The organism is Caenimonas sp. SL110 (genome assembly GCF_001044395.1).
Classification (GTDB): Bacteria; Pseudomonadota; Gammaproteobacteria; order Burkholderiales; family Burkholderiaceae_C; genus Ramlibacter.
In genome coordinates, this window is record NZ_JANU01000031.1 from 92320 (window position 1) to 107562 (window position 15243).

The window sequence follows — 15243 nt, forward strand, 5'->3', positions numbered from 1 at the left end:
AATTTCCCAGTCCGACATGACATCCGAGGCTAGGGAAAACCCACATCCGCGACAATAGAGCCCATGCCTTCCGACATCACAACAAAAATCCTCCACTCCGACCGCCTCGCCGGTGTGGAGCACGGCGCTGTTCTCAAGCCCCTGCACATCGCCACCGCCTACGGTTACGCCACCGCAGCCGAACTCACCGAGGTCTTCCAGGGCACGCGCTCGGGCCATGTCTATGGCCGCCAGGGCAACCCGACCTCGCAAGCGCTTGAAACCAAGATCACGCTGATGGAAGACGCCGTCGGCACGGTGTCGTTTGCCACCGGCATGGCTGCCATCTGCTCGGCCATGATGGCGTTGCTGCGCAAGGGCGATCACGTCATTGCGAGCCGATTCCTCTTTGGCAACACGGCCAGCTGGATGAACACGCTGCAGCAGATGGGCTGCGAGGTCACGCTCGTCGATGCAACCGATGCCGCCAACGTTGAGGCTGCCATCACCCCCGCCACGCGCATCGTGTTCGTCGAAACCATCGCCAATCCGCGCACCCAGATCGCCGACCTCGAAGGTATAGGCCGGGTCTGCAAGGACAAGGGCCTGGTCTTCATCGTCGACAGCACCATGACCACGCCCGCCCTGTTCCGCCCCAAAGCCGTCGGCGCATCGCTGGTCGTGCATTCGCTCTCCAAGTCGATTTGCGGCCACGGCAACGCATTAGGCGGATCGATTTCCGACACCGGCGTGTTCGTCTGGACCAGCTACCCGCACATCCTGCCAGCCTACAAAAAGGGCGAGCCCAAGACCTGGGGCCTGCTGCAAATCCGAAAGAAGGGCCTGCGCGACATTGGCGCGACCCTGAGCGCAGAGCACGCCCACCGTATCGCCGCCGGCGCGGAAACGCTGGGCCTGCGAATCGAACGCGCCTGCAGCAATGCGCGTGCGCTCGCGGCATTCCTTGAAAAGCAGCCGCTGGTCTCCAAAGTGCATTACCCCGGCCTTGCCAGCCACGCCCAGCACGAGCGGGCCAAAGCCCTTTTCAAGGACTTCGGCGCGCTCCTGAGTTTTGAAACCGTCGATGGTGTCGATCCCTTCGATGTGCTCGATGGCTTGAAGCTCGTGATCAAGTCCAGCCACCTGGGCGACAACCGCACATCTGCCCTGCCCGTCGCGCGCACGATCTTCTGGGAGATGGGCGCGGAGCAACGCAAGAGCATGGAGATTGCCGATTCGCTGATCCGCGTGTCGGTCGGCATCGAAGCCGAGGCCGACCTGCTCGAAGATTTCGGCAATGCGCTGGCCACGCTCGGCGGCAAACGCTCATGATTTCCCTTCGCAACGTGATCCTTCGCCGCAGCGCGAAGGTCCTGCTCGATCGCGTCTCCACCACCATCAACCCCGGCGAAAAAGTCGGCCTGGTTGGTCGCAACGGTGCGGGCAAATCGAGCCTCTTCGGCCTGCTCAATGGCACGCTGCATGAAGACGGCGGTGATTTTTCGGTGCCCTCGCAGTGGCGCATGAGCCAGGTCGAGCAGAACATGCCCGAGACCTCGGATTCAGCCACTGACTTCGTGCTCGGCGGCGACGCGCTGCTGGGCAGCCTGCGCGAGGCGCTCAAGCAGGCCGAGATCCGCCACGACGCGGATCCCGACGATCACGACATCGGCATGGAGATTGCGCACCTGCACTCCGACCTGGCAGATGCCGGCGAGCACGACGCGATTCCGCGTGCGCAGGCGCTCATCCTGGGCTTGGGCTTCCAGACCACCGAGCTCGAAGAGCCGGTGAACAGTTTTTCGGGCGGCTGGCGCATGCGCTTGCAGCTCGCCCGCGCGCTGATGGCCCCATCGGACCTGCTGCTGCTGGACGAGCCCACCAACCACCTGGACCTCGACGCGCTGGTCTGGCTGGAAGCATGGCTCAAGCGCTATGCCGGCACGCTGATCGTCATCAGCCACGACCGCGAATTTCTGGACGCGGTCACCGACGTCACCATGCACATCGAGCGCCAGCAGCTCACGCGCTACGGCGGCAACTACAGCGCGTTTGAAACGCTGCGCGCAGAGCAGCTCGCGTTGCAGCAAGGCGCGTACTCCAAGCAGAAGGAAAAGATCGCCCACCTGCAGAAGTTCATCGACCGTTTCAAGGCCAAGGCTTCCAAGGCCAAGCAGGCGCAAAGCCGGGTCAAGGCACTGGAGCGCATGGAGAAGATCGCGCCCGTGCTGGCCGATGCAGACTTCACCTTCGAGTTCAAGGAGCCGGCGAACCTGCCCAACCCAATGCTCGCGATCACCGATGGCGAGTTTGGCTACGGCGACAGGACCATCCTGCGCAACGTCTCCAAATCGGTGCTGGCCGGCCAGCGTATCGGCATCCTGGGTGCCAACGGCCAGGGCAAATCGACACTGGTCAAGACCATCGCTCGCGACATCCCGGCGCTGGGCGGCACGATCACCGAGGGCAAGGGCCTGAACATCGGCTACTTCGCGCAGCAGGAGCTGGACGTGCTCAAGCCCGCCGACACGCCGCTCGAACACATGTTCGCGCTGGCACGCAAGCTCGGGCCGGGCTCTGGCGAATCGGGCCGCGAGCAGGACCTGCGCAATTTCCTGGGCACGTTCAACTTCACCGGTGACATGGTCAAGCAGGCCGTGGGCACCATGAGCGGCGGCGAAAAGGCCCGGCTCGTGCTGGCCATGATCGTGTGGCAACGCCCCAACCTCTTGCTGCTGGACGAGCCGACCAACCACCTGGACCTGGCCACGCGCGAGGCGCTGTCGATGGCGCTCAACGAGTTCGAAGGCACGGTCATGCTGGTCAGCCACGACCGCGCCCTGCTGCGCGCCGTGTGCGACGAGTTCTGGATGGTCGGACGCGGCAAGGTCACGCCGTTCGATGGCGACCTGGACGACTACCAGCAGTACCTGCTCGACGAAGCCAAGCGCGTGCGCGAGGCCGTGAAGCTCGAAGCCAACAAGCCGCAAGCGCCGATTATTTCTGCTGAAGAGCAGCGGCGTCTCGAAGCACAGGCCAGGCAGCAGGCAGCCGCCCTTTCCAAACCGCTCAAGCGCGACCTGGAACAGGCTGAAAAGCGCATGGCGGCACTGACGTCAGAAAAGGAAAAGCTGGAAGCGCAGCTGTCCGAGCCCATGGCTGCGGCAGACCTGGCGAAGTCCGGCAAGCGCCTGAAGCTCGTCACCGATGAGCTTGCATCGCTCGAGGAGCGCTGGATGGCGCTGTCCGGCGAAATAGAAGCGCTTGAAACGGCGCGCTGAAAGCCTCACATTCAGGGCTATGCCCACATCGCTACAGCTCGCCGCCGGCAACCCGATTCTTTCTGACGCCGTGCGGCGTGCTCGAAAGCTGCTCAACAAGCGCGCCATGGTGGGCGCTGCGGCCAGTGCGGTGCCCATCCCCGGTCTTGACTGGGCAGTCGATGCCGCCCTCCTGTCGCGCCTGATCCCCGCGATCAATGCCCAGTTCGGCCTTACGCCAGCGCAGCTGGACAAGTTGCCCGCCCACAAGCGCGAGCAGGTTCAAAAAGCGGTCGCCACCGTCGGCTCCGTCATGGTGGGCAAGCTCGTCACCCGCGACCTCGTGATCCGCATGGCGCAGGCCGCCGGCAAGCGCATCACCATCAAGCAGGCATCCAAGTACGTTCCGTTTGCAGGACAGGCGGTCGCCGCGATCATGGGCTACGCAGCCATTCGCTACCTGGGCGAGGAACACATCAAGGATTGCGTGAAAGTCGCGCTCTCGGCGCAGCTGGCACTGCCTGCACCCAAGGCTTGAGCCGCTGGGCAAGCAGGACAGCCGGGCGCGTGGCGTATAACCTCGGGCATGCCCAACAAGACCGTTCCCTCCCCCTACGCTGCAATCTCCGCCCGCTGCGCCGCCACGCCGGACGCGCTGGCGGTCATCACCCCACAACACCAGGTCACGTACCGGCAGTTCTGCCGGGACATCGAGACCGCGACACGCCTTCTGCAGGCGCTGAAACTGCCGACCGACAGCCGTGTGGGCGTGGTCACGGCCGGGATGTACCTGCACTGGGTCGTGACCATCTCGCTGTTTCGTCTCGGGCTGCTGGCCACGAGTTGCGCGCCAGCCAGCCTGCCCATCCTCAAACCCACTGTGGTCATCACCGATTCGGGTATTTCGCATCCCGGTGCCAGGGCGGTGAACATCAGCCGCGAGTGGCTGCAATCGGACGCCGCAGGCCTGCCAGCCTTTGAAGACTCGCTGCACGAGCCTGATGCACCCGGCCGCATCGTCTTGTCGTCGGGGACCACGGGTGTGTCCAAGCTCGCTCTGTTCACCAACCAGGAGTTCGCAGAGCGCCTGAGTGCGGTCTGCGCAGACTACGCCTACACGCCGCAAACCCGCGAGCAGTGCCTGATGGGCGTGACGTCCGTAGGCGGAATTGTCTGGCCGCTGGGCTGCTGGATGACGGGGGGCACGATGCTGCTTTCTCCGCTCACGCCGGACAAGATACTGGCGCAATTCCTGCGCGACAAACCCACCATGATGTACGCCTCGCCCGCACAGCTCGAGGCATTGCTCAGCACCTTGCCGCCGGGCTTCAAACGCCGCGATGATCTGGTGATGTACGTTGCCGGAAGCGTGCTGTCCGATGCGCTCAATCGCCGAACGCGCGAGCGGCTGACAAGCAATCTGGTCCTGGTCTATGGCTCGACCGAAATCGGCACCGCCACACTGGCACCCGCATCGGATGCAGATGGCAAACCGGGCCTGACCGGCTACGCCCATCCGCCGGTGCAGATTGAAATCGTGGACCACGAAGGACAGCCTGTGCCCGCAGGCGAACTGGGCGAAGTACGGATGCGCAACCTGGGTCAGATCCACCGCTATCTCGACGACGAGGTCGAGACGGAATTGACGTTTCGCGGTGGCTGGTTCCACCCTGGCGATCTGGGCATGCTGGAGGCCAATGGCGCTCTCTACATCAAGGGACGCGTGCGCGAGGTGATGAATTTCGGCGGACTGAAGGTATCCCCGGCTGCCATCGATGAGTTACTGGCAGGCGCGCCGGGCGTGACGGACCTGGCTGCGTTCGCGGCTGAGGCAAACGGCCGAACGAGGCCTGCTGTCGCGGTGGTGGCGGGTGCTCAATTCGATGAGGCAGCCGAAGGAAAATTGAGGGAGCGTTGCCGTCAGGCGATGCCCTCGCTGCCCAAGCTCGCCATCATGCGCGTGGCAAGCATTCCGCGAAACGAGATGGGCAAGATCCAGCGCGTCGAACTCTCGCGCCAGTTTGCAGCGAAGCTCGCTTAGTGAAAGCTAGATCAGCGTGAGCTTTTCTTCGGTCAGGATGGGCTGGAATTCGGTATCGCTCAGCCGGTTGCAGAAGATGCCGTTGCTCCAGAACTGGTTGGGCGGGTTCACGGCCCATTCGGACCACTCGCCCCCTACACCGCGGGTGCGGACGTAGGCAATGCATTCCTCGATGGTGCGTTCACTGCCATCGAGGGCGCGGGCCTTCATCGTGTTGATGACTTCCCGCTTGTTTTCGCGCTTTTTGATATTGAGATCCATGGCGCGATTCTAGTCTCGCGCCACCGTCTCCAAGCCTCACTTCTTCGCCGGATCGACCTGCGCCTGGGCAGGTGCCGGCGCAGCCACGGCTGCTGTGCTGCGCGACCTCAGCTCCTCGATCTTCTTGTTGAGCGTCAGCACCTGCGACTGCGTGCCCACAATGACGATGTGCGTGCGATAGATGCTCGCGAAGGCCACGACCAGTGCCAGCAGCGCGACGATCATGGCCGATACGGTCCAGATCGGAAGATTCTCGGTTTCGATGAGGTGTGTGTTCATGAGTGGCTCCTTGTGGTGGATGAAATGGCAATAGCGCCTTGAGAAAAATCCTTGCCCAGCAGCACGCGAACGCGCGCGTCCCGCTTCAGCGATGCCACCGCAACCAGCGGCAGCGGCGTCGCGAGCTTCGCGTTGATATCGCGCGCGAGCCGTTCGCCGCCTGCGACGTACTGGATGCGTGAGACAGCGACGCCATAGGGCTTGTCGTTGGCAAAACGTGCCTGCGCGTCATCCTGGCGGACCGCGCTCCAGACGCGCCTTGCGAGACCGGGCGCACCGTGACCGTTGGCGATCTCGATGCGCTGCGTCGGCGCAGGGCTCACCGAAACAACAGGCACTGGCGGCGCAGGCATTGGTGGCGCAGGCACGGCCGCCAGCGCCGGGGCCTGCGCTGGCATCTTGACCGTCGCCAGTGCGCTCGCCAGGTTCGAGGCGATGCCCGCATTGCCCGGCTCGAGTTCGCGCGCGCGTTCGTAGGACGCGATGGCCTCGGCAGCCCGACCCTCGCGCATCAGGTGGTAGCCCAGGTTGTTGTGGACGCGCGCAGCCTGCGGATCGGCCTTGATCGCGAGGCGAAACGACTGCTCGGCCAGCGCGGCGCGGCCATGCAGCGAATAGATCACGCCCAGCGCATTGAGCGCGTCCACATGCGTGGGCTGCGCATCAAGCGCGCGGCGATACGTATCTTCTGCCTGCTCGAAGCGCTGCTGTCCCTGGAGGTAGCGGCCCGTTCGATAGAGCGTGTCGGCGTCCATGCCGTGGCGCACCGACTCGACCGGGCGCACGAACGGTGCGGTCGCCTGCTGCTGCGGCGGCGCCGCGCAGCCAATCACAGTGACGGCGGCAGCAACGGCGGCTGCAGCGGCGGCAGTGGTTCTGATGGTCAACATGGAAACCTCCGTGAAGTGCTTACTGCCCCGCCAGACGCGGAATCAGGATGCGATAGACGCTGATCACGGCCGGGCCGAGCAGCACGGTGAGCAACGCAGGAAAAACGCAAAAAATCAGCGGCACCAGCAACTTGACGGGCAGCTTGGCCGCCGCTTCCTCGGCGATGAGGCGCCGCTTGTTGCGCAGCGATCCGGAGTGCACGCGCAGCGACTCGGAGACGCTGGTGCCGAACCGGTCGGCCTGCACGAGCATCGAGGTCAACGCATCAATGTCTTCCAGCGCCACCCGCAGTGCCAGGCTGCGCAGGGCATCGGCACGTGACGCACCGGCGCGCAGTTCCAGGCTGACCAGGTGGAACTCCTCGGACAGGGCCGGACTCTCCAGCGCCATCTCGCGTCCCACCCTGTCGATGGCTGCGTCCATGCCCAGACCCGACTCGACGCACACGCGCATCAGGTCCAGCGCGTCCGGGAACGCTTCGAACAGCTCGCGCTGGCGGCGGCTGATCATGTGGGCCAGGGCTGCATTGGGCAGGTAGTAGCCGATGCCGGCCAGCAGCAGCAGCGAGACCAGCAGCGGTGTCGTGGTCAGCTTTGCGCCTGAAAACCAGAGCACAACCATCAGCAGCACCGGCAATGCAAACGTGAGCAGTGTCTTCGCGCCGAAATAAACCACAGGTGCGGCCACGCCGCGCAGGCCAGCGTTGTAGAAGCGCACGCGCAGCGGCGTTTTCTCCCATGCCTGCTGCGGCAAGGAGGCTCGCGCCAGCGGCTGGAGCAGGCGCGCAAGCACCTTGGGCAAGCCGTCGAAAACGCCCTGGGCGCTGGCCTGGGTGGGACCGTCGGCCAGTGCATCCACGCGTCGCTGCACCGTGCTGGGCACCAGTTGCCGGATGGCAACCCACGTGATGGCGACGACCACCGCAAAGACCAGCACGAGAAACAGGGAATGTGAAAAGCTCATGTTGTGTCTCCTCGTGTCAGATGCGGATCTTCACCATCCGCCACATCCACCAGATGCCCAGCGCCATCAGGGCCAGTGCAACGCTGACCATGCGAACGCCCAGTGGGTCGGTCCACAGTGAAGCGATGAACTGGCGGTTGACGAAGGTGATGGCCAGTGCCAGCACAAACGGCAGCAGCGAAAGAATCCACGCAGAGATGCGGCCCTCGGCCGACAGCACGCGCACCGCCCCCACCAGCTTCTGGCGATCGCGGATCAAGGTCGAGATCGAGCCCAGGATTTCCGCAAGATTGCCGCCGGTGTCGCGCTGTATCAGCACGGCGACGACGAAAAAGCGCAAGTCGCTACTGGCCACGCGCGAGGCGAGGTTGCCCAGCGCCTGGTCCAATGGAATGCCGAAATTGATCTCGTCGAACACCGCGAGAAATTCCTGCGCGATCGGCTGCGGTCCCTCGGTGCCGACCAGGCGCAGCGCGCTGGTGAATGCATGGCCCGCCTGCATCGCCCGCGCAATCAGGTCCAGCGCATCGGGCAGCTGCTGATCGATCTGCCGCATGCGAGCCAGCCGCATGCGCTGCGCATAGCCAATCCACACAATCGCAGGCACGACGGCTGCGGCTATCACCACCACCAGCGGCAGGCCCGCCAGAGCAGCTACCGCGCCACCCGCAACCATCAGCACCACGGTCACCAGGAGAAAAGCCGCGACCGTGATGCCCATCCCCGACTGCAGCAGGAACCGGTCCATCACATGCACGCGCGGCAGCAAGAGCAGCATTCGCTCGACCGCGGGCACGCCGCTCAGCAGGCGCTTGCGCAGCAGCGGCGCATCCACGGCGCTGTCACCGGCCGAGAGCACCTGCAGGCGACGCTCGATGCGGCGGGCCTCGGGGCCGCGATAGGCATTCCAGGTGAGGTACAGGCCTTCGAGCAGCATGACCACCGCCAGAAAGCCGAGCACCACAAAGAGCAGGAAGGTGGTGTCCATGATCAGACTGCCCCTTGCTGCGGGTCGAACAGGTCGTCGGGCAAGGCGATGCCGCGAGTGCGCAGGCGCTGCGCGAATTTGGGCCGGATGCCCGTGGCGCGAAACCGCCCCTGCACAGTGCCGTCAGGCGCGACGCCGGTCTGGTCGAACAGGAAGATCTCCTGCATGGTCACCACGTCGCCTTCCATGCCCGAAATTTCCTGCAGGCTGGTGATCTTGCGTTTGCCATCCGACAGGCGCGCAGTCTGGATCACCACCGACAGCGCGGAGCTGATCTGCTGGCGCATGGTGCGGGGCGCCGCCTGCATGCCCGTCATGCCGAGCATGTGCTCCAGGCGGGTGAGCGCGTCGCGTGCAGAGTTGGCATGGATCGTGGTCATGGAGCCGTCATGGCCTGTGTTCATGGCCTGCAGCATGTCCAGCACTTCAGCGCCACGAACTTCGCCCACGATGATGCGGTCAGGCCGCATGCGCAGGCTGTTGCGCACCAGCGCGCGCTGGTTGATCTCGCCCTTGCCCTCGATGTTGGGGGGCCGCGTTTCCAGGCGCACCACATGGGGCTGCTGCAACTGCAGTTCAGCGGCATCTTCGATGGTGATGATTCGCTCATTGGGCGGGATCGCCGAAGACACCACGTTCAGCAGCGTGGTCTTGCCGCTGCCGGTGCCGCCCGAGATCAGCAGGTTCACCCTGCCCTTGACCAGACCCGCGATCAGGTCGGCCATCTCGGCTGTGAGCGTGCCGAATCCGATCATGTCCTGCATCGTGTAGGGCACGACTGCAAAGCGGCGTATCGACAGCACCGGTCCGTCGATGGCCAGCGGCGCGATGATGGCATTCACACGCGAACCGTCGGGCAGTCGCGCATCCACCATCGGGCTGGATTCATCGATGCGCCTGCCGATGCGCGAGACGATCTTGTCGATGATGCGCATGAGGTGCTGGTCGCTGTCAAAGCGCACGTCGGTGAGCTCCAGCCGTCCGCGCCGTTCCACGTAGACCTTGTTCGCACCGTTGACCAGGATGTCGGACACCGTCGGGTCCGCCAGCAACGGCTCGATCGGGCCCAGGCCCATCATCTCGTTCTGGATCGACTCCACGATCTGGTGGCGCTCGGTGTCGTTGAGCGCCGCGCGGTCTTCGTCCAGCAGGCGCTCGGCCAGGGTCGTGAGCTCCTGGCGAAGACGCTCGGGCGTCATGTTCTCCATGGTGCGCAGGTCGACCTGCCGCAAGATCTCGGAGTGGATGCGGGCCTTGATCTGCGCAGCCGCTCGCGTTGGCGGGGCGGCGCGCGCGGCCTGCGCGGATGCAGCGGCTGCGTTGTCGGTCTGCCTCTGTTCCAGGGTGTCGCGCAGTGTCATGTTGGTTCCTCTTTGAGTTCTCGCTGGCTCATTCACCGAGCAGGCGGCCGACCCAGCCGGCAGGTCCGCGCGCGATGTGTTTCCCGCCCAGGGATTCGGCGATTTCGCGCAAGCCCCTGGCCACCGCGCCATGCGGATGCAGCGTGGTGAGGGCAACGCCGGTGTTCACCGCCTGCGCCACGTCGGTAAAACTGTCGGGCAGCACATGAGACACCGGCAGGCCCACCACTTTTTCGACCTGTTCCAGGTCGATCGCGCCATCCTTGCGATAGCGGTTCACCACGATCCTGATCTTGCTGTCCGGGTAGCCCAGCGAACGCAGGATGCGCAGCAGCCTGCGTGCATCGCGCATGAACGGAATCATGTTTTCCATCACGAGATAGATGGTGTCGGCGTGGTCCAGTCCCTTCATCGATGGCGCGTCGAGCACGCGCTCGACGTCCAGCACCACGAAGTCGTAGATGTGCGCCGCCAGATCGACCACCCGCTCGATCTGCGCGCCGGTGATCGACAGCGCGTCCTCTGCCTCTTCGGGCGCGGCCAGCAGGTCAAAATGCGGCGCCACCTGCGTCATGCTCGCAGCCAGAAGGCGCGCATCGAGCCGGTCGACCTGGCGCGCCAGGTCCGCCAGGTTGGACTTGCCGGGGCGATCGGTCATGAAGTAACACGCATCGCCGTACTGCAGGTTCAGGTCGATCAGCGCCGTGGACTTGCCCTGCTCCGCCGCCAGCATGTAGGCGACATTGGTCGCGACAAACGTCGCGCCGCTGCCGCCCTTGCAGGAGATGAAGGCAACCACGCGGCCACGCCGACCTGCGGGCTCGTCGGGCTTGCGCTGGTTGAGCCGGCTGAGCGCAGCCGCGAATTCGGCAGCGGCCGGTTGCGCAGGCAGCACTTCGCGAACGCCGGCCCGCATCGCGGCGATCAGCAGATCGGAGTCGCGGTTGCCGCTCAGCATGACGACCGCCAGCGCAGGCCGCGCCTGCGTCAGCCGCGCCAGGAAGTCGAGGTCACCCTGAGGCGCCCGCCCGCTGTCGATCACCAGCAGGTCCACTGCTTCGTCGGGTACAAGCGTCTGCAGCGCCTCGCCGGGCTTGCGAACGATGGCATGCGCGACCTGGTGGCCGGCAGCCTGGACGGCGCGGCCCAGCTCGTCGAGCAGGCCCTGGCTTGCGCAGATCAGGATGGCTTTCATGGGGGATGGCTCGATTTCTGGCTTAGCCGCCGCCCAGCGCCTCGACCGGGAAGGTCGTCGCGAACGAAGGCATGGTGATGGTTTCGGGCAGCAGGCTCATGGCCGGCTGGAACAGGATGAACGCGGGCCGGTAGGTGTAGGCAATGCGCACCCGCACGAACTGGCAGGTGCCGCGGATGCAGATGCCGTTGCCGAAAGTGACGCCATTGACGGAGTAGTCGAGCTCGACGTTGGCCTCCTGCAGTTCGCCGGCCATCATGGTGTTCATCGCGCCCAGCACTGCCGCCTTGTCGCCGACCGCCGAGATCGCAGCCATTCGAGCGCCAACACGCGTGGCCTCGGTGGCCGAGTTCCATTTGAAGATCGCGCGGCCCAGTTCAATCAGGCCGAACAGCAGCAGCAACAGCACGGTCACCACCAGCGCGAACTCCACGGCGACAGCTCCACGAGACCGCTTCATGAGGCCCCCTGCCGCATCGTGCTCGAGATGTCGCCGAACCGCATCGCATCCACCGGCATGGACGTGAGCGTCGAAAACGGATAGCCCGAGATGGTCACTGTCACCAGGTCGATGGAGCCGTGTCCGGTAGGCACGGCGGATTCGTAGGCGATCGCGACCATGCCGGTTTCCAGCCCCGCCAAGAGCGGATCGCCGCCGCAGCTGGTGTTGCCGTGCACAGCCAGGCAACGCGCCTGCGCATTGACCTCATTGCGCTGGTGCATCGAGAGGTAACGCGATGCATTGCGCACGGACTTGACCAGCGCGTTGTAGTGGTAGAACGCGCGGCCCAGCTCGACCATGCCGAAAGCCATGATGACGAGCGGGATCAGCAGCACCGCCAGTTCGACCGAGGCGACACCGCGAATCGAGCGAGATGGATTTGCGGCCTGTTTCATCGCACTAGCGCCGGCACAGGCGGGCCGAAGTTGCCCGGGATTCCCGAGGTGGCGCACGCGCCCTTGCTGAGCAGCCCGCGGAATTCGAGCTGGACGTCTGTTGTCGGATCGTTGATCGGCGAGAGCATGAAAGCGCAGGCGTAGTCGATCACATCCATGTTCTTCTTGTTGGGCGCCCAGCCGCTGCAACTGATGACGGGCACGAACACCATGCGCCTGTCCTGTCCCTTGGTTCCATGCAGCGCCCGGTCCAGCGGCGAAGGATTGCCCGGCAGCACGGAAGGCTTGCCGTTGTCGTCGAGCAGTGCCGTGGGGTTGTACGGGTCGTGCGTGGTGTTCTTGCGCGTCACATAGTCGGGATACGCGTTCTGTGGCGCGGCCTGCGGCCAGCTGCCCGGCAGCGTGTTGCCCTTGTTGTCCAGGCGGTTGCCGGTGTAGGCCCAACCGGTGCGGTCCGGCGGGTACAGGTCGATGTCGTTCCAGCGCCCCGAGTACAAGCCGAAGCGGGTGTTCCACGCCTGCGCCGTGCCGCCCGAAATGCCGGGTTCCACATCGACCAGTGCCGGTCCTACGTCGCACATGCCCTGCCCGGCCAGCACCTCACCCAGGTCAGAGGAGCCCTGCCCCGAGAAGCGGACCCAGTCGTAATTGCCCTGCACGGCGGATCCGGATGCCAGCCGCCCCGTGTACCAGGTGCCAGTGGTGAACCCGAGGTTGGGCGTGGACGATGTGACAGCGCTGCACACGGCAACGGGGATGGCGCAAGGGCCTTGCCCTCCCACCGTGCGCGCGACGGCCTGCGCGCTGAGATTCCAGTCGGTCAGACCGGCGACGCCCATGAACCAGAGCGCAACGCTCTTCACGTTGCTTTCGCGCGGTGCGCAACGCACGTACTTGGTGGTGGCTGTGATCTCGCGGCGATAGGTTCCGTCCAGGGTTTCACTGAATGTGACGTCGGCTTCCTGGATGCCAGCGCCTTCTGCCCGAAGGCTGACTGCCTGCAGGTCGATGCTGTGGCGGTTGCCGGCCGTGCGGCCTGCCGCCGTGGCGCGCTCGAGTGCGCCGACGCCCAGGTCGTTGAGCTCGCGCGCCGCGCTGAGGGCGCACGAATCGGCGGCGTTTTGCAGCTCCGACTTGGTCACATAGAGGTGGCCGAGATCCAGCACCAGGCCCAGCATCAGGACCAGCACGACCAGCGAGAACGCGACGACCACGGCGATCGCGCCACGCTCGCCGCGAGCAGCGCGCCATGAACGCTGTGCCGATGGTCTGGTCATGCGCATGCGAAGCGCCTTATTGCGAACCGCCGCCCGAGCCGCCAGACCCGATGCCGATGTTCAGCACATTCACCGGTGGCGGCGGAACGTCGAACGACTTCTGATAGCGGTCGATCGCCGACTTGGCCGCCTGGCCGTCGGATCGAAGGGCCGGACGCGCACGCGAAGGCGCATCAGGATCGACGACCTGGGCAGCGCGCGCGCCGATCAGCGCCTGCCCAAAGTTTGCATCGACAGCTGTGGTCGGCACTGCACAACCAGCGGCCAGCACCGAAGCCGCGCCCAGGAGGATGAAGACTCGCATGTTGATTCCTTGAATGTGTGAGGACCGGCCGTTCACTTGAGCTGGAAGCCGCCCGGCTGCGCAGGCGCTGCAGGTGGGGCAGCCGGTGCAGGTGGGGGCACGCGCGTCCTGCCCTCGCCTTCCATCCGCCCGCCGAGCAGGAAGTCCGATCGCGATGGCGGCACGAAGCTGTCGGTGGGCATTGCATAGTTCGCAGGCAGGGGTTTGACCAGGCGCGGCGTGACGATGAACATCAGCTCGGAGCGGTCGGTCTGGAATTCGCTGCTGCGAAACAGCGCTCCGAGCACGGGCAACTCGCCGAGCATGGGCAAGGCCTTGATGCTCTCGGTGACGTTGTTCTTGATCAGCCCGCCGATCGCAAAGCTCTCGCCGTCACGCAGCTGCACGGTGGTGGAGGCGCGACGCGTGGTGATGGTGGGCAAGATGCTGGTCTGGCCGCCGAGCGTGGTGATCGGCGTCCCGATCTGCGACAGCTCGGAGACTTCCGGCGTCACGCGCAGGTTGATGCGTCCGCCCTCCAGCAGCGTGGGCGTGAAGCGAAGGCCGACGCCGAACTCTTTTTCTTCCAGCGTGACGCCGCTGCCACCCGAGCTGTTGCTTTGCGGCACCGGGATGTAGATTCGGCCGCCGGCCAGGAACGCGCCTTCCTGTCCGCTCATCGCCATGATGGTGGGCTCGGCCAGGATCTTGACCAGGCCGTTCTTGACTTCTGCGTCCAGCGAGATGGCAGTGCGTCCGTTGGCTCGGGTGCCTGTGACCGAGTTGGCCGCGCCGCTCAGCAGCTGGGTCAGCAGCGTGAAGCTTGTGTTGCCGCTGGTGCGCGTGAGGTCGAACTCCACGCCGAGCTTGTCGATCAGTGTCTTGGAAACTTCCGCGACCTTGACTTCGAGCATGACCTGCTGCGAGCCCTCCACCGATAGCAGGTTGATCACCTTCTTGCCGCCGCTGTACACCTCGGCCAGCGAGACCAGCCGCTGCACTCGCATAGGGTCGCTCACGCTTCCCGAAAGCACCACCGAATCACCGAGGGACTCGACGGTGATTGCCAGCTCTCCGGGCACCAGTTCAGCCAGGCGGGTCTTGAGCGTGGCCGTGTCCAGTCCGACCAGCACGTCCATGATGGTTGTGCGGCCGGACTTGGTCCAGACGAACACATTGGTCGAGCCGGACTTGCGCCCGAGCAGGTACACCTCGCGCGGGTTGATCAGCATCACATCGGCGATCTCGGGATTGCCGATGGACAGGCGCGTGGCATCGCCCGGCAACCGCACCACCGCTGATTTACCTACGGTCAGGCGCATTGCAGGCGCGACCTCGGTGGGCGCGGTGAATTGCGCGCTCTGCGGACCGACGGAAATGGACACCGGTGCCTTTGCCGCTTCAGCGGCAGCAGGCGCGGTTGCAGGCGCAGCCGCCGATGCCGCCTTGGCGGGCTTCGGTACAGCCTGCGCGGCAGCGCTGGTCGCGCCAAGCAGTGATGCGCAGGCAAGGGCTGCAAGAACCGCGGTGCCGCGGCGCGCAAAGATGGGTTGTTGGCAGGTGTTCAT

Annotated in this window: 16 protein-coding genes; 4 read left to right on the plus strand and 12 right to left on the minus strand. The window is 65.0% G+C overall.

Translation table 11 applies throughout. The annotated features are described in order from the left end of the window. Window positions 1-63 precede the first annotated feature (63 nt). Genes AQ12_RS14870 through AQ12_RS14885 form a run of 4 tightly spaced genes read left to right on the plus strand, consistent with a single transcriptional unit; the run spans window position 64 to window position 5280 of the window. Window positions 64-1311 (plus strand): cystathionine gamma-synthase family protein, encoded by a 1248-nt coding sequence (locus AQ12_RS14870; RefSeq protein ID WP_048440718.1) that lies wholly within the window; start codon window positions 64-66, stop codon window positions 1309-1311. After that, entirely contained in the window at window positions 1308-3260 is a 1953-nt protein-coding gene (locus AQ12_RS14875) for an ABC-F family ATP-binding cassette domain-containing protein (RefSeq protein ID WP_048440719.1), read from the plus strand. The genes AQ12_RS14870 and AQ12_RS14875 overlap by 4 nt, the downstream gene beginning before the upstream one ends. Before the next feature lie 19 nt (window positions 3261-3279). Next, window positions 3280-3777 carry a hypothetical protein gene (locus tag AQ12_RS14880; protein WP_048440720.1) on the plus strand — a complete coding sequence of 166 codons (498 nt, stop codon included), beginning with the start codon at window positions 3280-3282 and terminating at the stop codon, window positions 3775-3777. Between the two features lie 48 nt (window positions 3778-3825). Beyond that, window positions 3826-5280, plus strand: coding sequence for a class I adenylate-forming enzyme family protein (locus AQ12_RS14885; protein WP_048440721.1), 1455 nt, complete (start codon window positions 3826-3828; stop codon window positions 5278-5280). A 6-nt stretch (window positions 5281-5286) separates the two neighbouring features. Here AQ12_RS14885 and AQ12_RS14890 read toward each other — a convergent pair whose 3' ends face one another. From AQ12_RS14890 to AQ12_RS14945, 12 genes are read right to left on the minus strand one after another with little or no spacing between them, the layout of a single operon-like run. Next, window positions 5287-5541 (minus strand): hypothetical protein, encoded by a 255-nt coding sequence (locus AQ12_RS14890; protein WP_048440722.1) that lies wholly within the window; start codon window positions 5539-5541, stop codon window positions 5287-5289. Between the two features lie 36 nt (window positions 5542-5577). After that, entirely contained in the window at window positions 5578-5820 is a 243-nt protein-coding gene (locus AQ12_RS14895; protein WP_048440723.1) for a hypothetical protein, read from the minus strand. Next, window positions 5817-6710 carry a LytR C-terminal domain-containing protein gene (locus AQ12_RS22205; protein WP_053076751.1) on the minus strand — a complete coding sequence of 298 codons (894 nt, stop codon included), beginning with the start codon at window positions 6708-6710 and terminating at the stop codon, window positions 5817-5819. Before AQ12_RS22205 ends, AQ12_RS14895 begins: the two co-directional genes overlap by 4 nt. 19 nt (window positions 6711-6729) lie before the next feature. Beyond that, window positions 6730-7674 (minus strand): type II secretion system F family protein, encoded by a 945-nt coding sequence (locus tag AQ12_RS14905; RefSeq protein WP_048440724.1) that lies wholly within the window; start codon window positions 7672-7674, stop codon window positions 6730-6732. 16 nt (window positions 7675-7690) lie between these two features. Beyond that, window positions 7691-8662 carry a type II secretion system F family protein gene (locus AQ12_RS14910; protein WP_048440725.1) on the minus strand — a complete coding sequence of 324 codons (972 nt, stop codon included), beginning with the start codon at window positions 8660-8662 and terminating at the stop codon, window positions 7691-7693. A 2-nt stretch (window positions 8663-8664) separates the two neighbouring features. Then, entirely contained in the window at window positions 8665-10023 is a 1359-nt protein-coding gene (locus tag AQ12_RS14915) for a CpaF family protein (RefSeq protein WP_048440726.1), read from the minus strand. Window positions 10024-10051: 28 nt separating this feature from the next. Further along, window positions 10052-11218, minus strand: coding sequence for an AAA family ATPase (locus AQ12_RS14920; protein WP_048440727.1), 1167 nt, complete (start codon window positions 11216-11218; stop codon window positions 10052-10054). A 22-nt stretch (window positions 11219-11240) separates the two neighbouring features. Beyond that, window positions 11241-11678: a TadE/TadG family type IV pilus assembly protein gene (locus AQ12_RS14925; RefSeq protein WP_048440728.1), complete on the minus strand. Its 438-nt coding sequence runs from the start codon at window positions 11676-11678 to the stop codon at window positions 11241-11243. Continuing rightward, window positions 11675-12115, minus strand: a complete 441-nt coding sequence (locus AQ12_RS14930) for a TadE/TadG family type IV pilus assembly protein (RefSeq protein ID WP_048440729.1) — start codon at window positions 12113-12115, stop codon at window positions 11675-11677. The genes AQ12_RS14925 and AQ12_RS14930 overlap by 4 nt, the downstream gene beginning before the upstream one ends. Continuing rightward, window positions 12112-13392, minus strand: coding sequence for a pilus assembly protein TadG-related protein (locus AQ12_RS14935; protein WP_161799036.1), 1281 nt, complete (start codon window positions 13390-13392; stop codon window positions 12112-12114). The genes AQ12_RS14930 and AQ12_RS14935 overlap by 4 nt, the downstream gene beginning before the upstream one ends. Before the next feature lie 16 nt (window positions 13393-13408). Further along, a complete protein-coding gene (locus AQ12_RS14940; RefSeq protein WP_048440731.1) occupies window positions 13409-13696 on the minus strand; it encodes a hypothetical protein in 288 nt (95 codons plus the stop codon). A 32-nt stretch (window positions 13697-13728) separates the two neighbouring features. Continuing rightward, complete coding sequence (locus tag AQ12_RS14945; RefSeq protein ID WP_082151614.1) at window positions 13729-15243, minus strand: type II and III secretion system protein family protein; 1515 nt, start codon at window positions 15241-15243, stop codon at window positions 13729-13731.

Coding starts and splice junctions, on each gene's coding strand:
- AQ12_RS14870 (WP_048440718.1), top strand. CDS start 64: ATGCCTTCCGACATCACAACAAAAATCCTCCACTCCGACCGCCTCGCC.
- AQ12_RS14875 (WP_048440719.1), top strand. CDS start 1,308: ATGATTTCCCTTCGCAACGTGATCCTTCGCCGCAGCGCGAAGGTCCTG.
- AQ12_RS14880 (WP_048440720.1), top strand. CDS start 3,280: ATGCCCACATCGCTACAGCTCGCCGCCGGCAACCCGATTCTTTCTGAC.
- AQ12_RS14885 (WP_048440721.1), top strand. CDS start 3,826: ATGCCCAACAAGACCGTTCCCTCCCCCTACGCTGCAATCTCCGCCCGC.
- AQ12_RS14890 (WP_048440722.1), bottom strand. CDS start 5,541: ATGGATCTCAATATCAAAAAGCGCGAAAACAAGCGGGAAGTCATCAAC.
- AQ12_RS14895 (WP_048440723.1), bottom strand. CDS start 5,820: ATGAACACACACCTCATCGAAACCGAGAATCTTCCGATCTGGACCGTA.
- AQ12_RS22205 (WP_053076751.1), bottom strand. CDS start 6,710: ATGTTGACCATCAGAACCACTGCCGCCGCTGCAGCCGCCGTTGCTGCC.
- AQ12_RS14905 (WP_048440724.1), bottom strand. CDS start 7,674: ATGAGCTTTTCACATTCCCTGTTTCTCGTGCTGGTCTTTGCGGTGGTC.
- AQ12_RS14910 (WP_048440725.1), bottom strand. CDS start 8,662: ATGGACACCACCTTCCTGCTCTTTGTGGTGCTCGGCTTTCTGGCGGTG.
- AQ12_RS14915 (WP_048440726.1), bottom strand. CDS start 10,023: ATGACACTGCGCGACACCCTGGAACAGAGGCAGACCGACAACGCAGCC.
- AQ12_RS14920 (WP_048440727.1), bottom strand. CDS start 11,218: ATGAAAGCCATCCTGATCTGCGCAAGCCAGGGCCTGCTCGACGAGCTG.
- AQ12_RS14925 (WP_048440728.1), bottom strand. CDS start 11,678: ATGAAGCGGTCTCGTGGAGCTGTCGCCGTGGAGTTCGCGCTGGTGGTG.
- AQ12_RS14930 (WP_048440729.1), bottom strand. CDS start 12,115: ATGAAACAGGCCGCAAATCCATCTCGCTCGATTCGCGGTGTCGCCTCG.
- AQ12_RS14935 (WP_161799036.1), bottom strand. CDS start 13,392: ATGACCAGACCATCGGCACAGCGTTCATGGCGCGCTGCTCGCGGCGAG.
- AQ12_RS14940 (WP_048440731.1), bottom strand. CDS start 13,696: ATGCGAGTCTTCATCCTCCTGGGCGCGGCTTCGGTGCTGGCCGCTGGT.
- AQ12_RS14945 (WP_082151614.1), bottom strand. CDS start 15,243: ATGAACACCTGCCAACAACCCATCTTTGCGCGCCGCGGCACCGCGGTT.